This window comes from Bacillus cereus group sp. BfR-BA-01441 (genome assembly GCF_022663075.1).
Taxonomy (GTDB): domain Bacteria; phylum Bacillota; class Bacilli; order Bacillales; family Bacillaceae_G; genus Bacillus_A; species Bacillus_A cereus.
The window spans coordinates 1-24,554 of record NZ_JAKUEU010000038.1; the positions used below are offsets into that span (position 1 = coordinate 1).

Consider the following 24,554-nt stretch of genomic DNA (forward strand, 5'->3'; position numbering starts at 1 on the left):
ACCTTGGTTACCTTGAGGACCTTGTGCTCCTTGTACTCCAACTGCTCCAACTACACCTTGGGCACCTTGCGCTCCCCTTACACCTTGATGACCTGTTGGACCTGTTATACCTTGCACACCTTGCCCTCCAATTGGACCTATCCCTCCGCTTACGCCTGTTGAACCGGTCGCACCCGTTGGACCTGTTGGACCTCCTGGTGGACCGGGTGGGCCAGCTGGTCCAGTCACTCCACTAGAAGGGCCAATTGGACCGGTCACTCCCGTCGGACCGCCCGGTGGTCCTTCTGAGCCTTGAGTACCAATACTACCCGTCGCTCCTGTTATACCTCTTATTCCCTTTATCCCTTGAAAACCTGTTGCTCCCGTTATACCTTGTATTCCTTGCACACCTTGTGGTCCTTGTAAACCTATTACACCTGTTATCCCCTTTATTCCACTTATACCTTGGGCACCTTGCATTCCAGTAGAACCAGTTGGACCCACTTCACCTTGTATTCCTTGAGCTCCTTGTGGGCCTTCCTCTCCAGTAATTCCTTGTATACCTTGGAAGCCGTCTTCTCCTTGTATACCAATAGCCCCTTGCTCTCCTTGTATTCCTTGAACACCTTGAGGGCCTTGTGGACCAGTTACACCCGAGACTCCAGTTACGCCTCTTTCTCCCTGCATTCCTTGTGCCCCTGTTTGTCCTCGCTCACCTATTTCCCCTTGTATTCCTTGTATACCTTGTATTCCTTGACTACCAGCAGGACCCGTAGCTCCTTGTATTCCTTCTAATCCTTGTACTCCAATATCACCAATTAGACCTTGGTTTCCGATTAATCCTTGAGCACCTTGGAGACCAGTTGGGCCAGTTATACCTTGCTCTCCTGTATCACCAATAACTCCTTGTATTCCTTGTGCTCCTGTTGTCCCTCGGGGACCTTGTATCCCCCTGATACCTTGAGGACCTTGGGGCCCAGTTGCTCCCGTCGGTCCAGTCACCCCTGTAGGACCAACAGGACCTTCATGCCCTCCAGTTGGACCGATTGGACCACTATTACCTGTCGGACCCGTTGCTCCTATAAGCGGAAGAGGCAGTGCCACTCCAAATTTTTTGCACTTTCTATGATGACGCACAACAATCCCCCTTCCCCAAAATAATTACACCTTTTATATGAAATGCATTTTTATAAGAAAAGTACACCTTTGACCTCATTTTTTTAAAATAAAGAAGCCTATCATTTCATCTATTTGAAATCATAGGCTTCTTTTATAAAAACACTTTACTTTCTAGCTTTAATAATAAAAGTAGTCGGCACCATTCTAGCTTTATATAAAGAATAATACTTCGTAGACGGCTCAGCTAGTTCTCCATCAAACGAGCTTGATGGTTCAGGCTCTTCTATTCTCTCAATTTTAAATTCCACTCTATTTAACTCATTTATGTATGTACTTATTTTTCTCTTATATAATGTCGCTTGTACATTTTCTCCTTTAAATGTTTCAAACGTAATGGGCGTTTCCTCATGATAAGAAGACTTTATAGCAACTTCTTCCGTACCATACTGTAAGTTTGAATATACCGGGTGCTCCCAACTAAAAATAAAACTTCCCCCTGGCTTTACATATGAATAAATCAGTTCCAACGTTTTTCTTAAATCCGAAGTCCAACCTAATGCATAAATGGAATATACAATATCAAAATATCCTTTCGGAATATCGCCTTCTTCTTCCATTGCTCCGCATACTAACTTTGGATTCCAATCCTTTAACGTCTTATTCGCTATTTCAATTTGTGTACTCGAAAGATCAAGCCCCCATAATTCCTCTGCCCCTTGTTCCGCCATATATTGCAACGAATGCCCACTTCCACAGCCAATATCAAGAACCTTTTTCTTTCTGATTGAATCGAACAAACGAATCTCATCTTCAGACGCCGTATACGGACCATATTTAGGTAAACAATCCACTTGAAAGAAATAAGGTGCAACTGTCTCCCAACACTTTTTATTTAAAGCTAACATTTGCGTACCTTTCATATTCTACATTCCCCCATCCATTTTTCTTTCTCTAATATTAATTACATATCATAACCAGATCGCCCTTTTCTCTTCGCCCGGTAGTTTTTCACTTTCGCAATCGTACCGCATGCTCTTCCTCCTTCTTCTCCAGCATACATACCGCACCATCTTTTACTTCCATTTCGCGAATGATCATAAAATACCCAGCGACAATCTGGACATGCTTTTAACCTTCCCCATACATTTTCTTGAATTGACATTAACACAATACTTAACACTTTTGTATACACATTCTCTTCATATACCGGTTCATATGTAATACCTTTCATATCATCCTTTATATGTACATGAAATGGGTATTTCTCTAACCATTTTTGCAATGATCCTTCGCCTTCAATTGTCATCCGAATATCTTCTCGAAAACCTCTTAATTCCTCTATCGTATGAAATGGAAACTCTTCATCAAAATATTCTTTCATAAAAAGCTTTATGTCTTCTTCTGTTTGCAGCAAATCAATTGGCTCTCTCGTATCGTTTGGTATTCTCCATGTATTTAAAAATTCCCGAATATATTCTAGTTCATTTGGAGCGTTTTGATTCAATTCGATCCACCTTCTTCTTAAAATTTACTTTTTTCTGACTTTATGTATAATTATAGTATAAAATAGTTAACCATCAAATGATTTTACTGGTTACATAATTAGGAGGATTTCTATGAAAAGTTTCTCAACACCGATACGTTTCATGCTTATTTCTTCATTTTTTATGTCTTTTGGGTATTTTGCAGTATACGCATTTTTAGCTATTTATCTATTAACCTTTCTTCATTTTTCTGCTGTCCAAGTAGGAACAGTGTTGACGGTTATGACAATTACATCACGAGTTATCCCATTATTCTCAGGGTTAATTGCTGACAAAATAGGCTATATCATTATGATGATAGCCGGTTTATTTTTGAGAGGAATCGGATTTATCGCTTTAGGAATATGCTCTGATTTCTATACAATTTCTATTTCTTCTGCACTTATTGGCTTCGGAACTGCATTTTACGAACCTGCTGCGCGCGCCATATTCGGTTCACAACCAGCTCATTTGAGAAAAAATTTATTTACATATTTAAACCTTAGCTTTAATTGCGGTGCAATAATCGGACCAATTGCAGGAGGGTTCTTACTCTTACTTGATCCAATCTATGCCTTCTCTCTAACAGGATCACTTATGCTGTTATTCGCTTTTATCTTTTACTTACTTAAAAATCACTTCCAAGTCACTACTGAAAACACGTCTATTACATTAGGAATACAGGCCATCTTACAAAACAAGTCTTTCCTTCTGTTTTCCTTTATCATGATTTTCTTCTATATTATGTTTACTCAACTTACTGTCGCACTTCCACTTCATATGAAAAACATTAGTAGTAGCAATCAACTTGCTACACTCGTTATTACGATAAATGCGATAACAGGCGTCATATTTATGGTATTATTCCGAAAATTATTCCACAAATACAACACACTTTCAATTATTAAATACGGTGTTTTATTAATGAGTATTTCCTTTTTACTCATTCCTTTATTTCAACACCCATATTGGCTCTTTATTTGTGTAATTTTATTTACAATCGGTGAAACACTCGTATTACCTAACGCTGATATCACTATTGCAAATTACAGTAATGAATCATATACAGCCACTTTCTTCGGATTTTATCAACTATCACTCGCATTTGGTTTTATCATTGGTAATTATACCGGTACATCTTTTACATCCAACTTAAGCGGAATGTATACACCATGGCTTATTTTTGGCGGAATAGGACTTATTGGTTTTATTTCACTACATATTTTAAATATAAAAAAAGTGGCCTCTAAAGAGGATATACACCTATGTAATACAAGCGACCTATAACGAAAAAGATTCGACCATCATCTTTGACAGTCGAATCTTTTTATTTTTCATATTCAAGGTGATTATGTCTTTTACAACCAAACAAATAGCACCCACCTATAAAATCCGTTTCAAATTCTAATCCTGGAACGTATCCAGATTTGATACGTTCTACCATTGTTTTATAACAATTATTCTCTTCTGTATATTCCTCAATTAACTCTTTCTTATCATTTTCTGTCCAGTTTTCTTCTACTTCTTCATTCTGAACATCTTCTATTTCTGCTGTTTTCGCTTCGATAGATTCCCGTATAACTTCATTTATACGGGAGAAATTATTCGTTTTATATAGAGCATACACAAATCTACCAATCCAATTAGGACTTTTCCAGCATTCTTTATATCCCTTTTCGAACCATTCAATTGCTTCTTTATAGCAATTCAACTCAACATATAAATCTGCTACATTAATTTCCCCTAAAAAATTATCAGCTTCCCTGTTAAAAGTATCTAACTTCTCTTTTGCTTCTGTCGTTCGTTCTAAATCAATTAAACATTTTACATAGCTATACATGATATAGTCCGAATCCCCTGCAACTCGTAAAAAAAATTCCGAAGCTTTTTCCAGCTCTCCAAGTTTATAATGAGCTACAGCTACATTATGATATGCTTCATCTGATGGTTGAATCGAAATAGATTTTTGTAATACTTCCTTCGCTTCTTCCCACTTTTTTTGTTTTATATAAATTTCCCCTAAGATGTTATAGGGAAAGTATGAAGAAGGATTCAACTTAACAACTTCTCTTATTAATTCAAGAGCTTTCTCATCATTCTCTTCCTCATAAAAGTACATCCAAGCCAGATTATTGAGAGATTGTACATCTCTAGATTTATGTACTGCTTGTTGAAATAGTTCCATTGCTTCCTCATATTTATTTTGTTCAAACATTTCAATTGCCTTCTCATTAATGTTCAAATAACTACCTCCGAAGTGAATGAATTCATCTATTCCCTATCATTATTGTAAAATGTAAAAATTGTAATTTCTATAAAAAAATTTCTTTCTCTCGTCTACATTTCGATTGAAATAGAAGCTAAAACACAAGAATTTACAACAATCAGTAAATTCTTCAATCTCCCTTAAATTGGATATACACCCTGTTTTAATTTACATATTATGGTACAATTAAGGGGGTACTAACTAAACATTTACGCTCCACACTAGTAATCTAGCAATACCAAAATCAAAAATCACATAGAATCGGAGGGGATGTTATGAAAAAGAAATTACTTGTTCTTCTATTCACTGGAATCATATTATCAGGATGTTCAACTATAGCAGAGAATTCTTTAGAAAGCGGGAAAGGCAGTATGGAATTATTAACACCAACGATCACAGCAAAAGACAATGAATTAGAAATTAAAACTAAAGGCATTGATGAAAATAAAGTAACTTTTATTTATGTTGCTAATAAAAAAGTGTTGGAACAAAAACTAAAAAATGGTGAATCCTACAAACTTAACATTAAAGATATCGAACACGCTCATAGGACGGACTACAAACCAAAAGTTCAACTTTTACAAACGAAAGACGATGATGATGATGGAGAAATAGTAACCTTCAAACAAGTTAGATATACAGTTAAAAACTGATTTTAAAGTTGTTTCATTATAAATGTAACAAAAGAAAATATACTTTTAACAGTAGATAAATGTAGGGGGTGCTAACATGAAAAAACGATGGATTTCTTGGTGGATTGGTAACATATTTTGGATTATCGTTTTTGGAATATGGGCCGCTATTATTTGGCTACGAGATGTTGATGGTGCTGGTGTTATTCAAACACCTGAAATTAAATCAATATCACTTATCGTTTTATTAATCACGTTTATCATACCGGTATTTTTTCAAATTATATGGCTAATCATTAATTTGAGAATGAGTAAAAAACATAATTATACGATTTAGTTTTTTTGAATTAACAGATGAATATTTTTCATAAAAAAAGAGAGGAATCTACATCAAAATAGATTCCTCCCTTTTACATTTAGACTTATACTGCGCTTTTAATGCATCACTATTCCTCTTTTTTACGATGCATGTTCATCTTTCTTCTTCATTAACGCTCTTTTCTTCATCGCCTTCGTTAAATATCCACCCTTAAACGAGCGAATTTCATACGAAGACATAAACGCTTTCGGTGCAATTTCATTAATGATTTCTAAAAGCTCTTTCTCTCTAGAACGCTTTGCGACGATATCTAAGCGATAACGTATAGAATTAATACCTTCGCCTTCAAATACTGTAACGCCAAATCCAGAGTGACGTAACTCATCTACTAATTCATTACAACGGTCTAGTAAACTAACTTGATACGTAATATAACCAATTGCTAATTTATTCTCTATATAACCGCCTAATAACAGTCCCGCACTAAAGCCAATGACATAGGCAACGATGTTCATCCAATTTGATAAATCTTGAAACACAATACCTAAACTGACAATGTAAATAGCTCCTTCTAACAATCCAACACCAGCAGCGGATCTTGTTTGATTCTTTACAAGCAAAATCGTACGGATTGTTAATATTGGAACGTAAATAATTTGAAGCACAAAAATAAGTAGCGCTTGTAACATTGGTATCCACCTCTTTCAAAAAGTCTTTTGTCATAATAACATACATAACCTTTAGAAATCGATGGGTTTTTTAAAATTTTTTTATTATTTTTCATACTATTGAAAAACACAAAAAAGAAGCGTATTATATTTGTCATTAATTTGATTACTTGTATCATATCGCTAAACTAAAAAAGGAACCTGATTAGGTCCTTTTCATCATAGCTCTATATTTTTCGAAGCATGTTCTCTTTGCTTCTCTTCTTCTTTCACTAACTGCATATTTGCGTACGCTAAATTTGCAATCATTAAAAAGTGACCACCTAAAATACCTGTACCGAATGCCCACATTTCCATTTCATGCTCAATTTCATACATGATGATAGCTCCTAAAATAGCAGCTGCAAATCGGTTTAAAACTCCTAATCCAGGAGCCTTTTCCTTCATTACGATACTTTTCCCGAGTTTCTCCACTCTGCGAGCTAATAACCAAAGACAATAAGCACTTACTGCTAATCCAATACCGAACCCTGTCACTTGTTTTCCAAACGGAGTAATCGTCCACATAAGTAGTAAACCACTAAAGATCACATACAATTGTAATCGATATGCACGTAAGGCTTCTTGAATCAAAATATCCGCTCCTAAGTTCTCATTTTTTGTACTTTAGAAGAAAAGCAGCAACTTACACAGTTGCTGCTTTCTCTTCTTCTTGTTCTTGTTCCATCTTACGAATTTCAACACGTTTAATTTGGTAAGCGTCTTTTTCTAACACTTTAAATTCATAACCTTCCGCCTCAACGTGTTGTCCTTCTTCGATTTCATGATTTTGCATCATAATCCATCCACCGATTGTATCCACATCATCTTCTTCGATGTGTAATCCAAATAAATCTTTCACTTCTGAGATAAGCACTTTTCCATCAACAATAATATGTTGCTCGTTCACATGTTGAATTGGTGGTGCTTCATCTTCATCATATTCGTCACGAATTTCGCCGACGATTTCCTCCAAGATATCTTCAAGCGTTACAATTCCAGCTGTTCCTCCGTACTCATCATATAAAACAGCCATCGGAATTCGCTTCTTCTGCATTTGAAGTAATAAATCGTGAATTGGAGTCGTTTCCATCACTTCAATAATCGGACGCATATACGAGCGAATAGATGATAAATCTTTTTGATCCTCGGTCATATATCGAATAAAGAAATCTTTTACGTTGACCATACCGATAATATCATCTTTATCTTCTCCAAAAATCGGATAACGTGTGTATCGCTCATTTTGGATTACTTTCATGTGTTCTTCTACTGAATCTTCCAGGTAGAAACCAACGATTTCTGTTCGCGGTACCATAATCTCTTTTGCAATACGATTATCAAATTCAAAAATGTTATTTACATACTTGTATTCAGCTTGATTAATTTCGCCACTTTCATAGCTATCTGAAAGGATAAGACGTAATTCTTCTTCTGTATGAGCTACTTCATGTTCTGAAGCTGGCTTTAAACCAAATAAACCAGTTATCACACGAGCTGAACCGTTCAATACCCAAATAAATGGATACATTACTTTATAGAACATCATTAATGGACCTGCCAATAATAACGTTACCCTTTCAGCCTTTTGAATTGCCATCGTTTTTGGAGCTAATTCTCCTACTACAACGTGTAAATACGTCATAATCATAAAAGCAAGACCAAATGTTAATACTGATGAAATAGAAGGATTTAAGTTCCATTTCTCAAATAACGGGTGTAATAACTTTTCAATTGTCGGTTCACCTAACCAACCTAATCCCATAGCTGTAACTGTAATACCTAATTGACAAGCAGATAAATATTCATCTAAATTTGTTGTTACCTTTTTCGCTGCTAAAGCACCGCGTTTTCCTTCCGCAACAAGCTGATCGATACGGCTTGAACGTATCTTTACAATCGCAAACTCTGCTGCTACGAAAAATCCAGTAAATGCGATTAAAATCGCAACCATGACTAAATTAAATATTTCCAATGAATCCCCTTAGTTAAAAAACTAAGGTGTCCACCTCCTGTATACTATAATGTTTTCTTATTTGTTTGTTAGAAAACATAGCCCGATACAAAAATTAAAGAGGTCGGATTTCACTTATTCTATAATAATAGAGCAAGTGTCTGTATTAAAGCTGTCGTTTGACCTGATAAAGATTTCGATATTTTTTCACGTTGTGAATCAGTCAATTCATCTAAAAGCGGTTTTAACTCAGTAAGCTCCACTTCTAATCGATGAATATGGTCTGTCACTTCATTCACTTGTTTCGAAACGTGTTCATTGATACCGAGCAGCTTCTTCTTCTCCTCGATTTTCTCTTTAATCTCACAAAGCGGCATATGCATTTCTTTGCACTTCTCAATAAATTGTAATGTCTCAAATGCTGTTTCGTCGTAATAGCGATAATTAGATTGAGATCGCTCCGCTTTTAAGATACCTAGATTCGTATAATAATCAATCGTTCGTTTCGACACGTGAGCCATGAGAGCCAACTGTCCGATTCGATACACCTTCCCAACGATCTTCCCCCCTTGTTTATATTACTTACATCATACAATACATAAACTGTACAGTCAAACGTGACGGTTTATTATTCACAATTTATACAAAATTCCAATCTCCTCCTATGATGATTCAATACGAGTAATCTACACTTATACAATAAAATTACTAAACTACTACCTAATCACTACATTATCTGCCACTTTTAACCTTTCTTATTTAAAAGCATATCCTACTAATAATGATTGCTTGTATAGGAGGGAATTAATATGAAAAAGACAATCATTTCTCATTTTTATAATGAAGAATACCTACTTCCATGGTGGCTTATGCATCACACGAAAATATTCGATCACGGCATTTTAATTAATAGAGGGTCTACAGATCGTTCCGTAGAGATTTGTAAACTATTAGCACCCCACTGGGAAGTACGAAATTCAAGATTTCTTGAGTTTGATCCAACTAATACTGATATTGAAGTGATGGAAATTGAAAGAGAAGTTTCAGGTTGGAAAATCGTTTTAAATACTACTGAATTCTTTTGTTGTAATAATACTGAAGAATTTTTTTCATCTCTTCATACACTAGGCCAAAACATGTATGCGATTAGAATGATTTTAATGATAGATAATCATAATTATAATTATTCAAAGCCTAGATATTCTATCCCCTTAGTAGAACAGCGATACCACGGTGTCTTCCCTTATAACCCAAATCTCGGATGTGCTTGGAGATTTATTCACAATCATCTAGACGGTGCATATTTACCTGGTAGACATCATTCGCGGCACGGATATATAATTTATGACTATCCTTCATTTATTTTAAAATTTTATTTTAGCCCTTGGAATGAACAATCAAAGGCAAGAAAATTACAAATTACACCTACCCTTTCAAAAAGGGGTGTTCAAATGGGACTTCAAACACATTACGGTCAATCTCCTGAAGTACTGGACATACGTTTTTTAGAGCTTAGTAACCTAACACAAGACCTCCGTCATAACCCTGAATATCAAGAATTATTCCCAAAATTCAAACCGTAATACTTTCTGCATCGTCATCACCTCAAACATTTTCATTCACTTAATCAAAAACAATCTCATTTGCATAAAACATGAATACTGTATAAATAATAAATTTTTATTTTAGGAGGAAAAAATGAAAGCTGTTATTCTTGCTGGTGGGTACGGTACAAGAATTGGGGAAGAAACACATTTAAAACCGAAACCTATGATTGAAATTGGAACAAAACCCATTCTATGGCACATTATGAGTTTGTATAGTCATTACGGAATTACTGAGTTTATTATTTGCTTAGGCTATAAAGGATATGCAATTAAAGAGTTCTTTCTAAATTACAACTTACACATGTCTGATTTCACAATACAATTAAACGATAATACAATTACTAGCCATTCTCATCGTGTAGAACCATGGAAAGTTACACTAATCGATACTGGTGTAAATACCGAAACGGGTGGCCGAGTGAAAAAGATTCAAAATTATGTCGGAGACGAACCTTTCTGCCTCACTTATGGTGATGGATTAAGTAATGTAAATATAAAAGAACTTATTACATTCCATAAAAAACATGGAAAAATGGCTACTGTTACTGCTGTACAACCTCCTGGTAGATTTGGTTCTCTCATATTAGATAAACAGTCTGTAACATCTTTTCAAGAAAAACCATTAGGTGATGGCGGATGGGTTAACGGTGGATTTTTCGTTTTAAATCCTGAAGTTTTCAATTACATTAGTGGAGATAAGTCTGTTTTTGAAACAGACACTTTAGTTCAGTTAGTAAACAAAAATGAATTGGCCGCATATCAACATTCTGGTTTTTGGCATCCGATGGATACATTGCGCGATAAAAATAAATTAGTCGAGCTATGGGAAAGTAATAACGCTCCGTGGAAGGTTTGGTAATATGGCTTCATCATCTTTTTGGAATAAGAAAAAAGTATTTATTACAGGACATACTGGATTTAAAGGCTCCTGGCTCACCCTTTTCTTAAATTCTTTAGGTGCAGAAGTAGTAGGCTTTTCTTCTCATCCCCCATCCATTCCTAACATTTTTGAACAAGGTAACGTAGCAAAAGAGTGCACGACAATGAAAGGCGATATTACAGATTACCATTCTTTATTTCATGCTATGAAGCAGCATAAACCTGACATAATATTTCATTTAGCAGCTCAGCCAATCGTAACCGCTTCATACAAAAATCCTATCGATACATTCAAAACGAATGTTTTAGGTACTGTCCACGTGCTAGAAGCAGCAAAGTCCGTCGAAAGCGTACGTGCCATTATTAATGTGACAAGCGATAAATGTTATGAGAATGACGGTAGTGGCGACCGAGCGTTCGTGGAAAATGACCGACTAGGAGGTTTCGACCCTTATAGCGCTAGTAAAGCTTGCGCTGAAATAGTAGCAACATCCTATCAAAAATCATTCTTCCGCACTAATACCCAGAAACTCGCCTCAGTCAGAGCTGGTAACGTCATCGGCGGTGGTGATTGGGCAGAAGATCGATTATTCCCTGATATCATTCGGGCATATTTGCACAATCATACTTTGTGTATTCGAAACAAATATGCCGTCCGTCCGTGGCAACATGTTTTAGATCCTCTACATGGCTATATCCTTTTAGCTGAGAAACTTTGGAATGATGCTAAATATGCAGAAGCGTGGAATTTCGGCCCAATGAATGAACCTAACAGAACCGTTCATGATGTCATTGAATCTGTAATAAAATTATGGAATAACCCACTAACAATCATTTCCTCCTCTACAAATACTCCTTATGAATCACCTGTTTTAACACTCGATAGTACAAAAGCAGTAAACAAACTCGGCTGGACTCCTAAGTTATCAACAGATGATGCTATCGCTTGGACTGTTGATTGGTACAAAAAATATGCATCTGGTGAAAATATAGAATCTTTCACACGACAACAAATCGATGCATTCAAAAATTTATAAGGAGGCTATAAAATGGAACAGAACAAATGCCGTTTTTGCCACTCATTACTAACCAACACTTTTTTAGATTTGGGCGTTTCCCCTCTTGCTAATTCATTTGTAGCTCCTGAAAGCTCATATAAAATGGAACCTTTTTATCCGCTGCACACATTTGTTTGTAACTCTTGTTTACTCGTACAGCTAGATGAATTTGAATCCCCACAAAATATTTTTCATAACTATTTATACTTCAGCTCTTACTCCTCAAGTTGGCTACTACACGCTAAACAATATGTAGAAATGGCGATTAAGCGTTTCAACTTAACGAAACATTCAAAAGTGATTGAAATCGCAAGTAACGATGGGTACTTATTACAATACTTTAAAAAAGAAAATATCGAGACATTGGGAATTGAACCCGCGAAAAACGTAGCAGAAATTGCTATCAAAAAAGGAATTCCTACTCATGTGAATTTTTTCAGTAATGACTTAGCAAAAAAATTGCCACAAGCTGATTTAATCGTCGCAAATAACGTATTAGCACATGTTCCAAACTTGCATGATTTTGTTGCCGGTTTAAAAACGTTATTAAAACAAGATGGCACGATAACAATTGAATTCCCACACTTATTAAACCTCATATCCTTTAAACAGTTCGATACTATCTACCATGAGCACTTTTCCTACTTCTCACTTATAAGCCTTCAAAAAGTTTTAAGTTATCATCATTTACAAATTGTTGATGTAGAAGAACTTTCAACGCATGGTGGTTCCTTACGGATTTTTGTAAACCATCTAAGTGCCCAATCAACTATCCATTCCAATGTTACAAAATTAATTCAAAAAGAAGTCGACCACGGGTTAGATACTTTAGATTGCTATCTCCTTTTTTCTAAACGCATCGAACAATTGAAAATAAATATTTTAAAGTTTTTTATTGAAGCGAAAGCTTTAAACAAACAAATTATCGGTTACGGTGCTCCAGCTAAAGGAAACACCCTTTTGAATTATTGCGGGATAGGTAAAGAATTTCTAGCTTATACAGTAGATAAAAATCCTCACAAACAACATCTCCTTTTACCAGGAACTCGTATTCCAATAAAATCTCCAGCAGAAATTAAACGTACAAAACCGGATTACATTCTTATACTTCCTTGGAATTTGAAAGACGAAATTATGAAAGAATGCTCTTTCATTCGTGAATGGGGCGGTAAATTTTTAGTGACGGTTCCAGAAATTGAGGTGATCGAGCCATGAAGAAAGTTGTTGTAACAGGTGGTAGTGGCTGGATAGGTAAATATGTTGTACATTCACTTATACAAAAGGAATATGAAGTGCACGCCACGTATAATAAAAATAACCCCTCTCACCTCCCTTGCCATTGGCATAAAGTAAACTTGCTTCGCGATGACGAAGTAAAACAATTCATTTCGGATGTTCAGCCTAGCCATCTCATTCACCTTGCTTGGGAAGCAGTGCCACCAGCATGCTATGTATCTATTAATAATTACTATTGGCTAAAGTCTAGTATTTCATTGATTCAACACTTCACAACATGCGGTGGAAAGCGTGTTGTCGTTGCAGGTACTGGCGCAGAGTACGAATGGTTTAACGGCGTATTATTTGAAGATTCACCGCTCCTTTCCTATAAAACCCCGTATTCTTTATGTAAAAATGCACTGCACTCCTGGCTAGAAACGTATGCACAACAAACAGGCCTCAGCATGTGTTGGGGCCGCATTTTTCATATGTATGGACCTCACGAACAAGGTAATCGGCTCGTTTCTAACATTATCACTTCCTTATTAAAAAACGAGGAGGCACTATGTACACATGGAAAACAATCGAGAGATTTCCTCCATGTGAGTGACGTCGCTGACGCTCTCGTAACAATATTAGAACACAGCGTTACAGGCACCATCAATATCGCTTCTGGTCAATCTGTACAAATTAAAAAGTTAGCTTCTATCATTGCTAAAAAGATAGGAAAAGAACATTTAATTAAACTAGGTGCAATCCCTTTCTCTAAAGATGAACCTTTATTTGTCGGGGTTAATGTAGAACGTTTAAAAACTGAAGTAAACTGGAAACCAACATACGATCTAAATACAGGAATTGAAGAAACAATTTTATGGTGGAAATCATTTATACAAAAACATAACGATATGCATCATTAAAACGTAAATCCTTCGTTCCTCTCGCTAATTCCTTATACCATTCTTCTAATCTTTCCGACGTAACAATATGTTGCGTCCCCATTCCCCCATGCTTACTAGCTTCAGAAAGAGTCGGACCAATTTGTAACTTTCTCTTTCTCATCGCATCGTTCCACGGACTAAACCCAAACCATAATATACAGGCAAGAGGTGGATAAATCATCGATTCATGCGCAGATAAATGTCTTCCAACCGTATAACTTCCATGCTCATGATTATGAATAAATCTACCTCTTCTCCATAACGGCCAATCTTCTGGTAAATAACCATGAAATCGCTGTTTCATTAAAGGTATTCCAAAGTTAAGGTCCGGATAGTTGTAGTTAGGATCATCAACCATAATAAGCCCGTCCAGCCAATACATCCTCCCCCCCAATTCATGTAGCGATTTCCAAAACTGATTTTTATCTTGCACGCAAAGAAACTCAGTCGTATTTAAAATCATTTTCCATCCTTGTACTTCTTGTTCTATCCTCATCACTTCATGATCTGTCGCATATGCATCAAACTCTGGATTTACAGAATCTCGCACCTCCCAATGCGGTGCGAATTTTTTACAAATCTCAACGGAACGATCTGTTGAACCTTTATTAATTAAAATACCATGATCAAAAAGTTTCGTATGATGCATAAGCCACCATGGCAATAAATACTCTTCATTGTAAAAATGTGAAATAACGGTTGTAGTTATAATAATCTCCTCCTCTTTCTCTATTAATCTACTTTTTATCCTACAACCAATATACTCATAAGCAAAAATATGTTTCCTAATTATTGATCAAATATTATTATTAATATTTTTGTAAGTTTTCCTTTGGTACCCAGCCCTTCTCACCATCTCTTCCTTCGCACCAAACCCATCCATTCAATTCTTCTAATCCGATCAATCTTTCTCCAATACTCACATTTAATTCTTTCGCAGTATATTGTTTTATAATAATTCCTGTTCCATTCATATCTTTTCTTATAATTTGCTCCGGAACCCATCCTTTCCGGTTATACTTCTCTTCGTGACAAAACATCCAGTTTTCCCAGTTTTCTGGACCAGCGTAACTCTCTATCATTTTCACTACATCCCCCTCTTCTAAGCGAATTGGATTAGGATAATTGCTAACATGTGATTTTATAACGATATATTTCATAACAACCTCCAATAATCAGAAAATTAAGTTATAATATCATTATAAAATTATGAAGGAGGAATGCACTCATGTACTACAACACTTCATTCGAAAACGATCAACCTGTAGGCCGTCTATAAACTAAGACGGGCATTCATTTAGCACATACACTATGCCTCGTCTTAGGGAGCACATATTACCCTAAAAATAGACGGAGGTATTTCAAATGAAACAAACAATTTTAGGAGCTATATACTTATCACTAGCAGCAAGTATATGGGGCGGTATGTATGTTGTTAGCAAATACGTACTCGATTTCATTCCACCACTAACACTCGTTTGGCTACGCTTTATTATCGCTTTTGTTGTTTTATATGGCATTTTGAAACTAGCTGAGAAAAAGCAAAAGAAAAAAGTAACCATTCGCAAAAAAGATTGGCTCCTATTCGCTTGGATTGGATTTATCGGCTATTTCATTTCGATCACATGCCAATTTATCGGAACAAAATTATCCGACGCTCATACAGGCTCGTTAGTTACATCAGCTACCCCTGCATTTATGGTTATATTTGCAGCGCTCATTTTGAAAGAAAAACTAACTGCTCGTAGACTTTTATCTACTATAATAGCGACAATCGGTGTCATTATCGTAATCGGATGGGATATTGAAATTGGCTCCTATTTTATTGGAACAATCATTTTAGTTGGCGCCGCTATTACGTGGGCTTTACTATCTATTTATGTAAAAATCGCTTCAATCCAATTTTCATCCTTAGTTATTACAACGTACGCAATTTTCTTTTCACTCTTTTTTATTACACCTTTTATGATATGGGAGCTACAAGCGGCCTCTATCGGAACAGTAAATACGTACGTAATATTAGGCGTATTATACTTAGGAATCCTCTCAACAGCAGGTGCCTTTTTCCTTTGGAATAAAGGATTAGAATTACTGGATGCAAGCATAGGTTCCTTATTTTTCTTCTTCCAACCTATCGTTGGATCGTTACTTGGTTGGCTCTTATTAAATGAAACATTAAATAGTAACTTTTTTATTGGTGGTATTCTTATTATATGTAGCGTTTTAATTACTACTTTTGAAAAGAAATAAAAAGCAGGCAGAGATTCTTAGTCTCTGCCTGTTCGCATTATTGGATCTTGGTCGTGAAAACCAATACAAATCGGTATATTATTTTGCACTTCACTACGTACACTTATAAAACTACACAGCGTTTTAGCAATTAAATATAAAGTGATACCGATTGCTTTTTCACTTGTGTCAAAGCCATTTTCATTATACATATCCGCTAATTCTACAGACTCCGGTCCCTCAACATCATATGTCCATTCAGAAGCCCAATCATCATCCTCTTCTTCAAGTGGAGCATACTCCTCACAAATATAAAACTGACTAGTCCACTCGTTATCAAGGTCATACTCAAAATAAATCGCTTTTGCTTCTTCATTAGTAGCCATTTCTACAGCTGCATCCAAACCTACTCGAATACTTACCTTATATGACTCTACATCAATTACTTTAATTCGTTCTACATATTCTGTAGACGCCAACATGCAACAAATATCATAATACTTCGCTTCTATTTGCTCTACTGCTAACGAAAAGACATCCTCTTGCATCTCTTCTAAATACTGAAATATATCCACACTAAATACTCCTCACTCTTTACGCACTCCAATGCGATGGACGAGACAATAATTTCGGTAATTTCGTATGTTTGTCCCCTCTAGCAGCATTAACTTGAACTTGCGTCAGAAAAATACTATTAGTAAAATCAGCCCCGCGAATATCTGCATCTCGCAAATCTGCTCCGATGAGATCTGCTCCTCTTAAATCTGCACCATTTAAGTTAGCCGCAATTAAGTAAGCTCCTCTTAAATTTGCACCTTGTAAATTTTTCTTTTTCAGATTCGCTCCCATAAGGTCTGCTCCGCGGTGAATGATTCGTTTCTTACGCGCAGTATTCATTTCCTTCCATACTAATTCGCTCGTTTCTAAAAGAAGAATGTTCACCTCTGCCCTATGCATTGGAACATTTATTTTCATTAACTCATCTGGATTTAAATTCGAAAGTCGCTCTGTCTCCTCAATTGCGGTCTCCAGCTCTTTATGAATTGGCTGTGTTGCCTTTAAAAGAATCGCTTCATTCAAATACCAAAGCATTTCATGAAGTTGATGCATAACCGGAAAAGCATCGTACATTTTTCTTGCATGCTTTGCATCTTCCCTCCAATCAATCCCTTTAAACGTACCCTGAGAAATCTTCTGCCCAGCACCGAAACATTCAAATACTGTACAACCTTTATAACCTTTTCCTCTAAGATTTTTATGTATACTACATTTAAAATCTGATTGTAAGTTGGAACATGGTTTACCACCATCTTTATTCACTGCAAAATCTACCGATGCTGCAAACGGTAATGCAACGCAACATAGACCGAAGCATTTTTCGCAGTTTGCTTTTAAATGATCGTTATGATTAGTCAAAATCTATACCCCCTGTTGTCTTTTGACTATTTCATAATATTCCAACTGTAATAAATAATCAATTTTAAAATAAACCAGCATCTTTCGTTTCAATTCATAACTTTATCATTCGATTTCCTTTCAATTGAAAAGGACTATTTCTATTTAATGAATTATAATTAAATTATAAATTTTCTAACTAAAAAGGAGACTTATTATGGCACTAGAAATGAAAACAAACTGTCAAATTTGCGATCAATCGCTCGAACAAAATTCTGAAGCATACATTTGTGTATATGAATGTACATTTTGCGCACCATGTACAGAAGAAAGACATAACGTTTGTCCAAACTGCGGCGGCGAATTAGTACGTAGGCCAAAAAAGAAACAATAAAAAGCAAAGCGATATCGCTTTGCTTTTGTTTAGGCATCTGAAATTATATATTTAAAAACTTCACACAAACAGGCTCTGGCACAGCAACATCAGATTGTAAAAGTGTTAACTTACCTGTAGATTCATCTCTTGAAAATAACACAAGATTATGTGACTTTTCATTTGTAGCAACAAGGAACTTTTCAGTAGGATCTAATACAAAGTCTCTTGGCCAATTTCCTTCTGTAGATGTGTGTTCAACAAATGTAAGCTGACCTGAACTTTGATCTACGCTATAAACAGCGATACTATTATGACCACGATTACCTGCATATACAAAACGGCCGTCAGAAGAAATATGAATCGCACTTCCTTGATTATTTTCATCAAACTCTTCTGGAACAGTAGAAATATACTGTAATTCTGTAAAGGATCCTTCTGCAGGATTATAGGTTAACACAATAACCTCTGAACTAAGCTCCGTCATCACATATGCATACTTTCCATTCGGATGAAAAGTAATATGTCTTGGACCACTTCCTGGATTTACAGATAAACGATTCACTTCTGTTAATGTACTATCTTTTACTTCATACGTAATTATTTTATCTATCCCTAAATCAACGCCCACTACATATTTTTCATCAGGAGTGTACCCCGCGTAATGTGCATGTGGTTTTTCTTGTCTTTCTTTATTCGGACCTGAACCTTCATGTGCCATAATAGATGAAGCAGGATTTACAGTTCCATTTTCTTCATTTATTTCAAAAGACTCAATCGTTCCTTTATGGTAATTCGCTGTAACTACTGTATGATTTCCACTATCAACACTAATATGACAAGGAGAAGCACCTTCTACTACTTGTCTATTTTTCGCTTTTAGTTCTCCAGTATGACTATCAATGGAATACGCAGCTACACCGCCAGATTCGCCTTCCTTAACAACGGAATAGAGATATTCATTATTTCGGTTAATCGTTACATATGTAGGGTTATCCAGCTTAGCGGCAAGTGTTACATTACTAATTTTTTTTGCTTCTACATCTAGCGTAAATTTATATATTCCTTCGCTATTTTCTTTCGTGTAAGTTCCAACATATCCAATAAACTCTTTGTTATCCTTCATTTTCATAACCCTCTCTCCCTATATTTTTCGTTCATCATGCTTCTTAAAATATTTTATGTTGAAAGAGTATCCTAAAAAATCGGAGTACCTCTTTATACGTTACCATATTTTCTTGGTAAATAGCTTTTAAACCCACTTTTTTTGATACGCTGCTATACTTTCATATTCTTCTTCCAATTGACGGGACAGACGGATATAGATTGGCGTTAAATCTTTATATTTTTCCACACTTTCCATGTTTGGCTCATGATGGAAATCTGCACCTACCATTTCAGAAACTACATGCAACGTATCTACTTCACCTAAACTATATAAACCGAGGATTGCAGCTCCTAAGCAAGAGCTTTCGAAACTTTCCGGAACATATACGTCTTGATGGAAGATGTCCGCCATCATCTGTCTCCAAAGTTCCGACCTTGCAAAGCCGCCTGTCGCTTGAATTTTTTTCGGTTCGCCAATTAACTCTTTTAAAGCGAGAAGAACCGTATATAAATTATAAATTACTCCTTCTAAAACAGCACGGATAAGATGTTCTTTCTTATGATGCAATCCGAGTCCAAAGAAAGATCCTCGTGCATTTGCATTCCATAAAGGAGCTCTTTCCCCTGCTAAATACGGGTGAAACAATAAACCGTCAGATCCAGGATTCACTTTTGCTGCTATTTCAGTAAGTACTTCATATGGATCTTTCCCTAAACGCTTTGCAAGCTCAATCTCTGAAGTACCCAATTGGTCACGAGCCCATCTGAAAATCATACCGCCATTATTAACTGGTCCACCGATTACCCAATGGTCTTCAGTTAACGCATAACAAAAAATTCTACCTTTTGGATCTGTTACAGGACGATTTGTTACAGCACGTATCGCACCGCTTGTACCAATTGTAACAGCCACAACGCCAGGATCTATTGCATTTACACCTAAATTAGATAGTACTCCATCACTCGCTCCTACTACAAAAGGCGTAGAAACAAGTACATTCATCTCTTTGGCAAGCTCTTCATCTAATCCTGTTAAACTGTGCGTTGTTGGAACAAGTTTAGAAAGCTTTTCATCTGTAATTCCCGCAACATGTAAAGCCTCTTCATCCCATTTTAAAGATTTCAAATTAAACATCCCTGTTGCTGACGCTATAGAATAATCAATTACATACTCTTTATATAACTTGTAAAAAACATATTCTTTAATAGAAATGAATTTATAACTTTTTGCGAATAACTCTGCCTGCTCATTCTGTAGCCAAACTAATTTCGAAAGTGGTGACATCGGATGAATTGGTGTCCCAGTACGAAGGTAAATTTCATGACCATTCATATCATTCTTTATTTTCTCCGCCCAGCTTGCACTTCTATTATCTGCCCAAGTGATACATCTCGTTAACGGCTCTCCCTTTTCATCTACGGCAATGATACTATGCATTGCCGAACTAAAAGAGACACAAAGAATATCACTTGGCTGTACACTACTTGATCGTACAGTTTCTTTAATCGTATGTATTACTGCACGAAAAATTTCTTCTGGGTCTTGTTCCGCTGTTTCAGGCGTAGGAGAATATAAAGGATATTCAATTCCATGACTAGCAATAACAGATCCATCAGTAGAAAATAGAACTGATTTTGTACTAGTTGTCCCAATGTCTACACCAACCATATATTTTGAGCTCACCATTTCTTCCTCCTAACAAAAATCCCTACAGTATCCTAATCATATAAGAACCATAAAAATATATTTATTTTATCTGTTCATAACGTTATGTGCTAAAGTTGTCTCTCTCAATCCATATAAAAATATCCTTATTTTAAACAAACATATCGAGTAGTAAAACTCCTCCAAAAGCGATAAATGAAAGTAACGTTTCTAATACTGTCCATGTTTTAAATGTTTCTTTCACTGTTAAACCTAGGTATTCTTTTACCATCCAAAAACCAGCATCGTTTACGTGTGAAAACATTAATGCTCCTGCACCTGTTGCAATAACGAGTAACTCTAAGTTCACACCTGTTGTATTTTCAACGATTGGCGAAACGATACCCGCTGCTGTTGTTAAAGCGACTGTCGCTGACCCTGTCGCAATTCGAATTAATCCTGCTACTATAAATGCTAATACAATTGGGGATAGAGCTAAATGCTCAGACATTTGAGCAATAGCATTGCCTACACCACTATCGATAAGAATTTGCTTAAATCCCCCGCCGGCACCAATAATCGCAACAATTGAACCGATTGGTAATAAGCTATCTTCTGTTATCTTCTTAATAGCTTTTTTATCGATACCTTGACGAAATCCAAGAAAATAGAACGCCGCAAAACATGCAATCAATAGTGCAATGATAGGACTACCGATTAATGTGACAATCTTCATCAAAGTATTAGAAAGAGGCACATAAGGAGCTGCTGCAGCTAAAACCATTAACATAACAGGTAACAAAATAACTAAAAATGAAACTCCTATTCCTGGTAATTTCGTTGATTTTGTATTTACACGAATCAATTCTGGCTCATTTTCAGGAATTACACGTTTGTGAATCCATTTCGCAAATATAGGACCTGCAATAATCGCTGCAAAAAATGTAATAATGAGTGAATACATTAGTACCTTCCCAAGATTCGCTTTATAAATACCAATTGCTACAATTGCCCCTGGATGCGGAGGAACAAGGCCGTGTACGACAGATAGCCCAGCAATTGCTGGTAATGCTATCAATAAAATATTTTGTTTCGTTGTTTTATGAATTGAAATTACTAACGGTAGTAATATTAAAATACCTACTTCAAAAAACACCGGGATTCCAATAATAAAACCTGCAATTAACATAGCCCATGGTAAGTTTTTTATCCCAAAGGATTTTATAAAGAACTCTGCCACCTGCATTCCAGCACCTGACTCTGCCATCATTTTCCCTAAAATTGTACCTAATACTAAAATACCTACTAAATGCCCGAGAACACTTCCAACTCCCGTTTCATAAGCACTCACTATTTTATCCATTGGCATTCCAGACATAATTGCTAAAAACAAACTTGCAACCGTTAAACTAATAAACGCATGCCATCTCCACCACGATACCCCTAAAATAACAATTACAATTGATAATAATGTAATAATTAAAAGGTACATATTCATACTCAATCCCCCTTTATGTAAACCCTTTCATAATTACTATATAATTAAAAGAACCTATATAGTTCTTACTTGAGTAAAAGATACCTTTACATATTGCTATACGTTTAAAAGCATCTTCACATCATAATGATTTATATAAAAAGAATCTCCCTTATTAGAGATACACTATAACTCATCTCTCTAATAAGGGGATTTCTCTTTCATAATTATAATGTTATTGTGATAAACGCTTCGCGCGATCAATTTTTCCTTTTTTAAAAGTGAATGAAACTTTCATCTCTGCTTTTTTCACGTAGTAAGACTACAAAATCAGGATCCAGTTTAAACGATGAAGTTACTTAGGATTTGTCCTCTCATGAAAAGCAATTTTCGGAAAGCACCTTCACTTTCATGCATTATAATTTAGGAGCTTTCGCCCAATCCGCAGCAAATTTCTCAATACCTTGGTCTGTTAATGGGTGCATAGCAAGTTGCTCGATTACTTTATAAGGGATTGTTGCAATGTGAGCACCTGCCATCGCTACACGAGTTACATGATCTGGATGTCTGACAGAAGCCGCAATAATTTGTGTATCTAATTGATGAACATCGAATAATTCAGCAATTTTAGCAACTAATAGTACACCATCTTCAGAAATATCATCTAAACGTCCTAAAAATGGAGAAACGTACGTTGCACCTGCTCGAGCAGCTAAAAGTGCTTGGTTCACAGTGAAAATAAGTGTAACGTTCGTTTTCACACCTTTTTCAGTAAGATAGCGACAAGCTTCTAATCCTGCTAGCGTCATTGGAAGTTTTATCGTGACGTTTTTATCGCCACCGTTAATTTTAATTAATTCTTCTGCTTGAGCAATCATTTCTTCAGCTGTAACAGCATCTGGCGTTACTTCTGCCGAAACAGACTCAACTTTAGGTACTGCCTGACAAATTTCTGCGATACGGTCTTCAAACTTAACGCCCTCTTTTGCTACTAAAGAAGGATTCGTTGTAACACCAGCTAAAACTCCAAGTTTATATGCTTTTTTTATGTCCTCAAGATTTGCAGTATCAATAAAAAATTTCATGATCAATTCCCTCCAGTTTTTAAACGTTGATGAGTTACATGTTTAATATGCTTATCCCGTAAAAGCCCGATTGATGTGGAATAAAGCCCCTACTTATTAAAGTTTCACTTTATTTCTTTTCTACTGCATGTCCGCCAAATTCATTACGCAGAGCTGCTACAACTTTTCCTGTAAATGTATCATTGTCTAATGAGCGGTAGCGCATTAATAGAGACATTGCGATAACAGGAGTTGCTGTTTGAAGGTCTAATGCTGTTTCTACTGTCCATTTTCCTTCACCAGAAGAATGCATAACACCCTTAATTTCATCCAGTTTTGCATCTTTAGAAAATGCATTTTCTGTTAATTCCATTAACCAAGAACGAATGACTGAACCGTTGTTCCATACTCTTGATACTTTTTCATAATCGTAGTCAAATTCACTTTTCTCTAGAATCTCAAATCCTTCACCAATAGCAGCCATCATACCGTATTCAATTCCGTTATGAACCATTTTTAAGAAGTGACCACTACCAGCTTTTCCAGCATATAAGAATCCATTTTCTACAGCAGTATCGCGGAAGATAGGTTCAACGATGTCCCAAGCTTCTTGATCTCCTCCGATCATGTAACAAGCACCGTTACGAGCGCCTTCCATTCCGCCAGAAGTTCCTGCATCCATAAAGTGAATGCCATCTTTCTTTAATTGCTCATATCGGCGGATAGACTCTTTATAATGTGAATTACCAGCTTCAATTAGAATATCTCCTTTTGATAAAAGTGGTGTAACCTCATCAATAACAGAATCAACAACAGCGTGTGGTACCATTACCCAAAGAATTCTTGGTGATTGTAATGACTGAACAAGTTCACTTAAACTAGATGTACCCGTTGCCCCGTACTCTTTCATTTCTTCTACTGCGCTCGTATTTAAATCAAATGCTACTACTTCATGTTTATGATCCATTAAATTTTTCCCTAAATTTAATCCCATTTTACCTAACCCAATTAATCCTACTTGCATAATATAATTCCTCCTCAAATCATCTTTTATTAAAAATCCAT

26 protein-coding genes and 1 pseudogene are annotated in these 24,554 nt (G+C 36.0%); 10 read left to right on the plus strand and 17 right to left on the minus strand.

Annotation, left to right across the window (positions count from 1 at the left end; all coding sequences use genetic code 11):
* The 3 genes and pseudogenes from MR107_RS16770 to MR107_RS16780 all read right to left on the minus strand — a co-directional run.
* Positions 1 to 1,116 (minus strand): annotated as a pseudogene (locus tag MR107_RS16770) (collagen-like protein); the annotation flags it as partial.
* 146 nt (positions 1,117 to 1,262) lie between these two features.
* Complete coding sequence (locus tag MR107_RS16775; protein ID WP_134208366.1) at positions 1,263 to 2,018, minus strand: class I SAM-dependent methyltransferase; 756 nt, start codon at positions 2,016 to 2,018, stop codon at positions 1,263 to 1,265.
* A gap of 41 nt (positions 2,019 to 2,059) precedes the next feature.
* Positions 2,060 to 2,602 (minus strand): CGNR zinc finger domain-containing protein, encoded by a 543-nt coding sequence (locus tag MR107_RS16780; RefSeq protein WP_001072930.1) that lies wholly within the window; start codon positions 2,600 to 2,602, stop codon positions 2,060 to 2,062.
* 112 nt (positions 2,603 to 2,714) lie between these two features.
* Here MR107_RS16780 and MR107_RS16785 point away from each other — a divergent pair, with 112 nt between their 5' ends.
* A complete protein-coding gene (locus MR107_RS16785) occupies positions 2,715 to 3,908 on the plus strand; it encodes an MDR family MFS transporter (protein WP_000834867.1) in 1,194 nt (397 codons plus the stop codon).
* A gap of 40 nt (positions 3,909 to 3,948) precedes the next feature.
* Here MR107_RS16785 and MR107_RS16790 read toward each other — a convergent pair whose 3' ends face one another.
* Positions 3,949 to 4,863: a tetratricopeptide repeat protein gene (locus MR107_RS16790; protein ID WP_242292555.1), complete on the minus strand. Its 915-nt coding sequence runs from the start codon at positions 4,861 to 4,863 to the stop codon at positions 3,949 to 3,951.
* 299 nt (positions 4,864 to 5,162) lie between these two features.
* Between MR107_RS16790 and MR107_RS16795 the strand changes: the two genes are divergently transcribed.
* On the plus strand, positions 5,163 to 5,540 hold the full coding sequence (locus MR107_RS16795) for a hypothetical protein (RefSeq protein ID WP_000728046.1): 378 nt from the start codon (positions 5,163 to 5,165) through the stop codon (positions 5,538 to 5,540).
* A gap of 76 nt (positions 5,541 to 5,616) precedes the next feature.
* Entirely contained in the window at positions 5,617 to 5,856 is a 240-nt protein-coding gene (locus tag MR107_RS16800; RefSeq protein ID WP_000747681.1) for a DUF3923 family protein, read from the plus strand.
* A 122-nt stretch (positions 5,857 to 5,978) separates the two neighbouring features.
* Here the strand turns inward: MR107_RS16800 and MR107_RS16805 are convergent, their stop codons facing one another.
* The 4 genes from MR107_RS16805 to MR107_RS16820 all read right to left on the minus strand — a co-directional run bounded on the left by MR107_RS16805 (position 5,979) and on the right by MR107_RS16820 (position 9,047).
* A complete protein-coding gene (locus tag MR107_RS16805) occupies positions 5,979 to 6,527 on the minus strand; it encodes a DUF2179 domain-containing protein (protein WP_000938438.1) in 549 nt (182 codons plus the stop codon).
* A 198-nt stretch (positions 6,528 to 6,725) separates the two neighbouring features.
* Complete coding sequence (locus MR107_RS16810; protein WP_134208370.1) at positions 6,726 to 7,139, minus strand: ATP synthase subunit I; 414 nt, start codon at positions 7,137 to 7,139, stop codon at positions 6,726 to 6,728.
* Between the two features lie 52 nt (positions 7,140 to 7,191).
* Positions 7,192 to 8,520, minus strand: a complete 1,329-nt coding sequence (locus MR107_RS16815; protein WP_000402258.1) for a hemolysin family protein — start codon at positions 8,518 to 8,520, stop codon at positions 7,192 to 7,194.
* Positions 8,521 to 8,639: 119 nt separating this feature from the next.
* Positions 8,640 to 9,047 carry a MerR family transcriptional regulator gene (locus MR107_RS16820; RefSeq protein ID WP_000285639.1) on the minus strand — a complete coding sequence of 136 codons (408 nt, stop codon included), beginning with the start codon at positions 9,045 to 9,047 and terminating at the stop codon, positions 8,640 to 8,642.
* A 261-nt stretch (positions 9,048 to 9,308) separates the two neighbouring features.
* Between MR107_RS16820 and MR107_RS16825 the strand changes: the two genes are divergently transcribed.
* From MR107_RS16825 to MR107_RS16845, 5 genes are all read left to right on the plus strand, one after another.
* On the plus strand, positions 9,309 to 10,082 hold the full coding sequence (locus MR107_RS16825) for a glycosyltransferase family 2 protein (protein WP_000750973.1): 774 nt from the start codon (positions 9,309 to 9,311) through the stop codon (positions 10,080 to 10,082).
* Positions 10,083 to 10,197: 115 nt separating this feature from the next.
* Complete coding sequence (gene rfbF / locus MR107_RS16830) at positions 10,198 to 10,965, plus strand: glucose-1-phosphate cytidylyltransferase (protein ID WP_000648807.1); 768 nt, start codon at positions 10,198 to 10,200, stop codon at positions 10,963 to 10,965.
* A gap of 1 nt (position 10,966) precedes the next feature.
* The gene (gene rfbG / locus MR107_RS16835; protein ID WP_017657580.1) at positions 10,967 to 12,022 is read left to right on the plus strand and encodes a CDP-glucose 4,6-dehydratase; all 1,056 of its coding nucleotides are present in this window, start codon (positions 10,967 to 10,969) and stop codon (positions 12,020 to 12,022) included.
* Between the two features lie 12 nt (positions 12,023 to 12,034).
* Positions 12,035 to 13,258, plus strand: a complete 1,224-nt coding sequence (locus MR107_RS16840; protein WP_071741118.1) for a class I SAM-dependent methyltransferase — start codon at positions 12,035 to 12,037, stop codon at positions 13,256 to 13,258.
* Positions 13,255 to 14,178, plus strand: a complete 924-nt coding sequence (locus tag MR107_RS16845) for an NAD-dependent epimerase/dehydratase family protein (protein ID WP_071741117.1) — start codon at positions 13,255 to 13,257, stop codon at positions 14,176 to 14,178. The genes MR107_RS16840 and MR107_RS16845 overlap by 4 nt, the downstream gene beginning before the upstream one ends.
* Here the strand turns inward: MR107_RS16845 and MR107_RS16850 are convergent.
* Positions 14,147 to 14,947 carry a glycosyltransferase family 2 protein gene (locus tag MR107_RS16850; protein WP_071739851.1) on the minus strand — a complete coding sequence of 267 codons (801 nt, stop codon included), beginning with the start codon at positions 14,945 to 14,947 and terminating at the stop codon, positions 14,147 to 14,149. The genes MR107_RS16845 and MR107_RS16850 overlap by 32 nt on opposite strands.
* 61 nt (positions 14,948 to 15,008) lie before the next feature.
* Positions 15,009 to 15,359: an SH3 domain-containing protein gene (locus MR107_RS16855; protein ID WP_000875289.1), complete on the minus strand. Its 351-nt coding sequence runs from the start codon at positions 15,357 to 15,359 to the stop codon at positions 15,009 to 15,011.
* 205 nt (positions 15,360 to 15,564) lie between these two features.
* Here MR107_RS16855 and MR107_RS16860 point away from each other — a divergent pair, with 205 nt between their 5' ends.
* Complete coding sequence (locus MR107_RS16860) at positions 15,565 to 16,449, plus strand: DMT family transporter (RefSeq protein ID WP_242292556.1); 885 nt, start codon at positions 15,565 to 15,567, stop codon at positions 16,447 to 16,449.
* Positions 16,450 to 16,466: 17 nt separating this feature from the next.
* Here MR107_RS16860 and MR107_RS16865 read toward each other — a convergent pair whose 3' ends face one another.
* The gene (locus tag MR107_RS16865) at positions 16,467 to 17,003 is read right to left on the minus strand and encodes a hypothetical protein (RefSeq protein WP_242292557.1); all 537 of its coding nucleotides are present in this window, start codon (positions 17,001 to 17,003) and stop codon (positions 16,467 to 16,469) included.
* A 19-nt stretch (positions 17,004 to 17,022) separates the two neighbouring features.
* Positions 17,023 to 17,844, minus strand: coding sequence for a pentapeptide repeat-containing protein (locus tag MR107_RS16870; RefSeq protein WP_000181423.1), 822 nt, complete (start codon positions 17,842 to 17,844; stop codon positions 17,023 to 17,025).
* 196 nt (positions 17,845 to 18,040) lie between these two features.
* Here MR107_RS16870 and MR107_RS16875 point away from each other — a divergent pair, with 196 nt between their 5' ends.
* Positions 18,041 to 18,217 carry a DUF1272 domain-containing protein gene (locus MR107_RS16875; protein WP_001162793.1) on the plus strand — a complete coding sequence of 59 codons (177 nt, stop codon included), beginning with the start codon at positions 18,041 to 18,043 and terminating at the stop codon, positions 18,215 to 18,217.
* Between the two features lie 43 nt (positions 18,218 to 18,260).
* Here the strand turns inward: MR107_RS16875 and MR107_RS16880 are convergent, their stop codons facing one another.
* From MR107_RS16880 to gnd, 5 genes are all read right to left on the minus strand, one after another.
* Positions 18,261 to 19,328: a lactonase family protein gene (locus tag MR107_RS16880; RefSeq protein ID WP_074047500.1), complete on the minus strand. Its 1,068-nt coding sequence runs from the start codon at positions 19,326 to 19,328 to the stop codon at positions 18,261 to 18,263.
* Positions 19,329 to 19,448: 120 nt separating this feature from the next.
* Positions 19,449 to 20,990, minus strand: a complete 1,542-nt coding sequence (gene gntK, locus MR107_RS16885; RefSeq protein WP_048538065.1) for a gluconokinase — start codon at positions 20,988 to 20,990, stop codon at positions 19,449 to 19,451.
* A gap of 130 nt (positions 20,991 to 21,120) precedes the next feature.
* Positions 21,121 to 22,446, minus strand: coding sequence for a gluconate permease GntP (gene gntP, locus MR107_RS16890; protein ID WP_017657583.1), 1,326 nt, complete (start codon positions 22,444 to 22,446; stop codon positions 21,121 to 21,123).
* Positions 22,447 to 22,841: 395 nt separating this feature from the next.
* Positions 22,842 to 23,510, minus strand: coding sequence for a fructose-6-phosphate aldolase (gene fsa / locus MR107_RS16895; protein WP_000667692.1), 669 nt, complete (start codon positions 23,508 to 23,510; stop codon positions 22,842 to 22,844).
* Between the two features lie 109 nt (positions 23,511 to 23,619).
* Complete coding sequence (gene gnd, locus MR107_RS16900; protein WP_001195925.1) at positions 23,620 to 24,513, minus strand: phosphogluconate dehydrogenase (NAD(+)-dependent, decarboxylating); 894 nt, start codon at positions 24,511 to 24,513, stop codon at positions 23,620 to 23,622.
* Between the last annotated feature and the right edge of the window lie 41 nt (positions 24,514 to 24,554).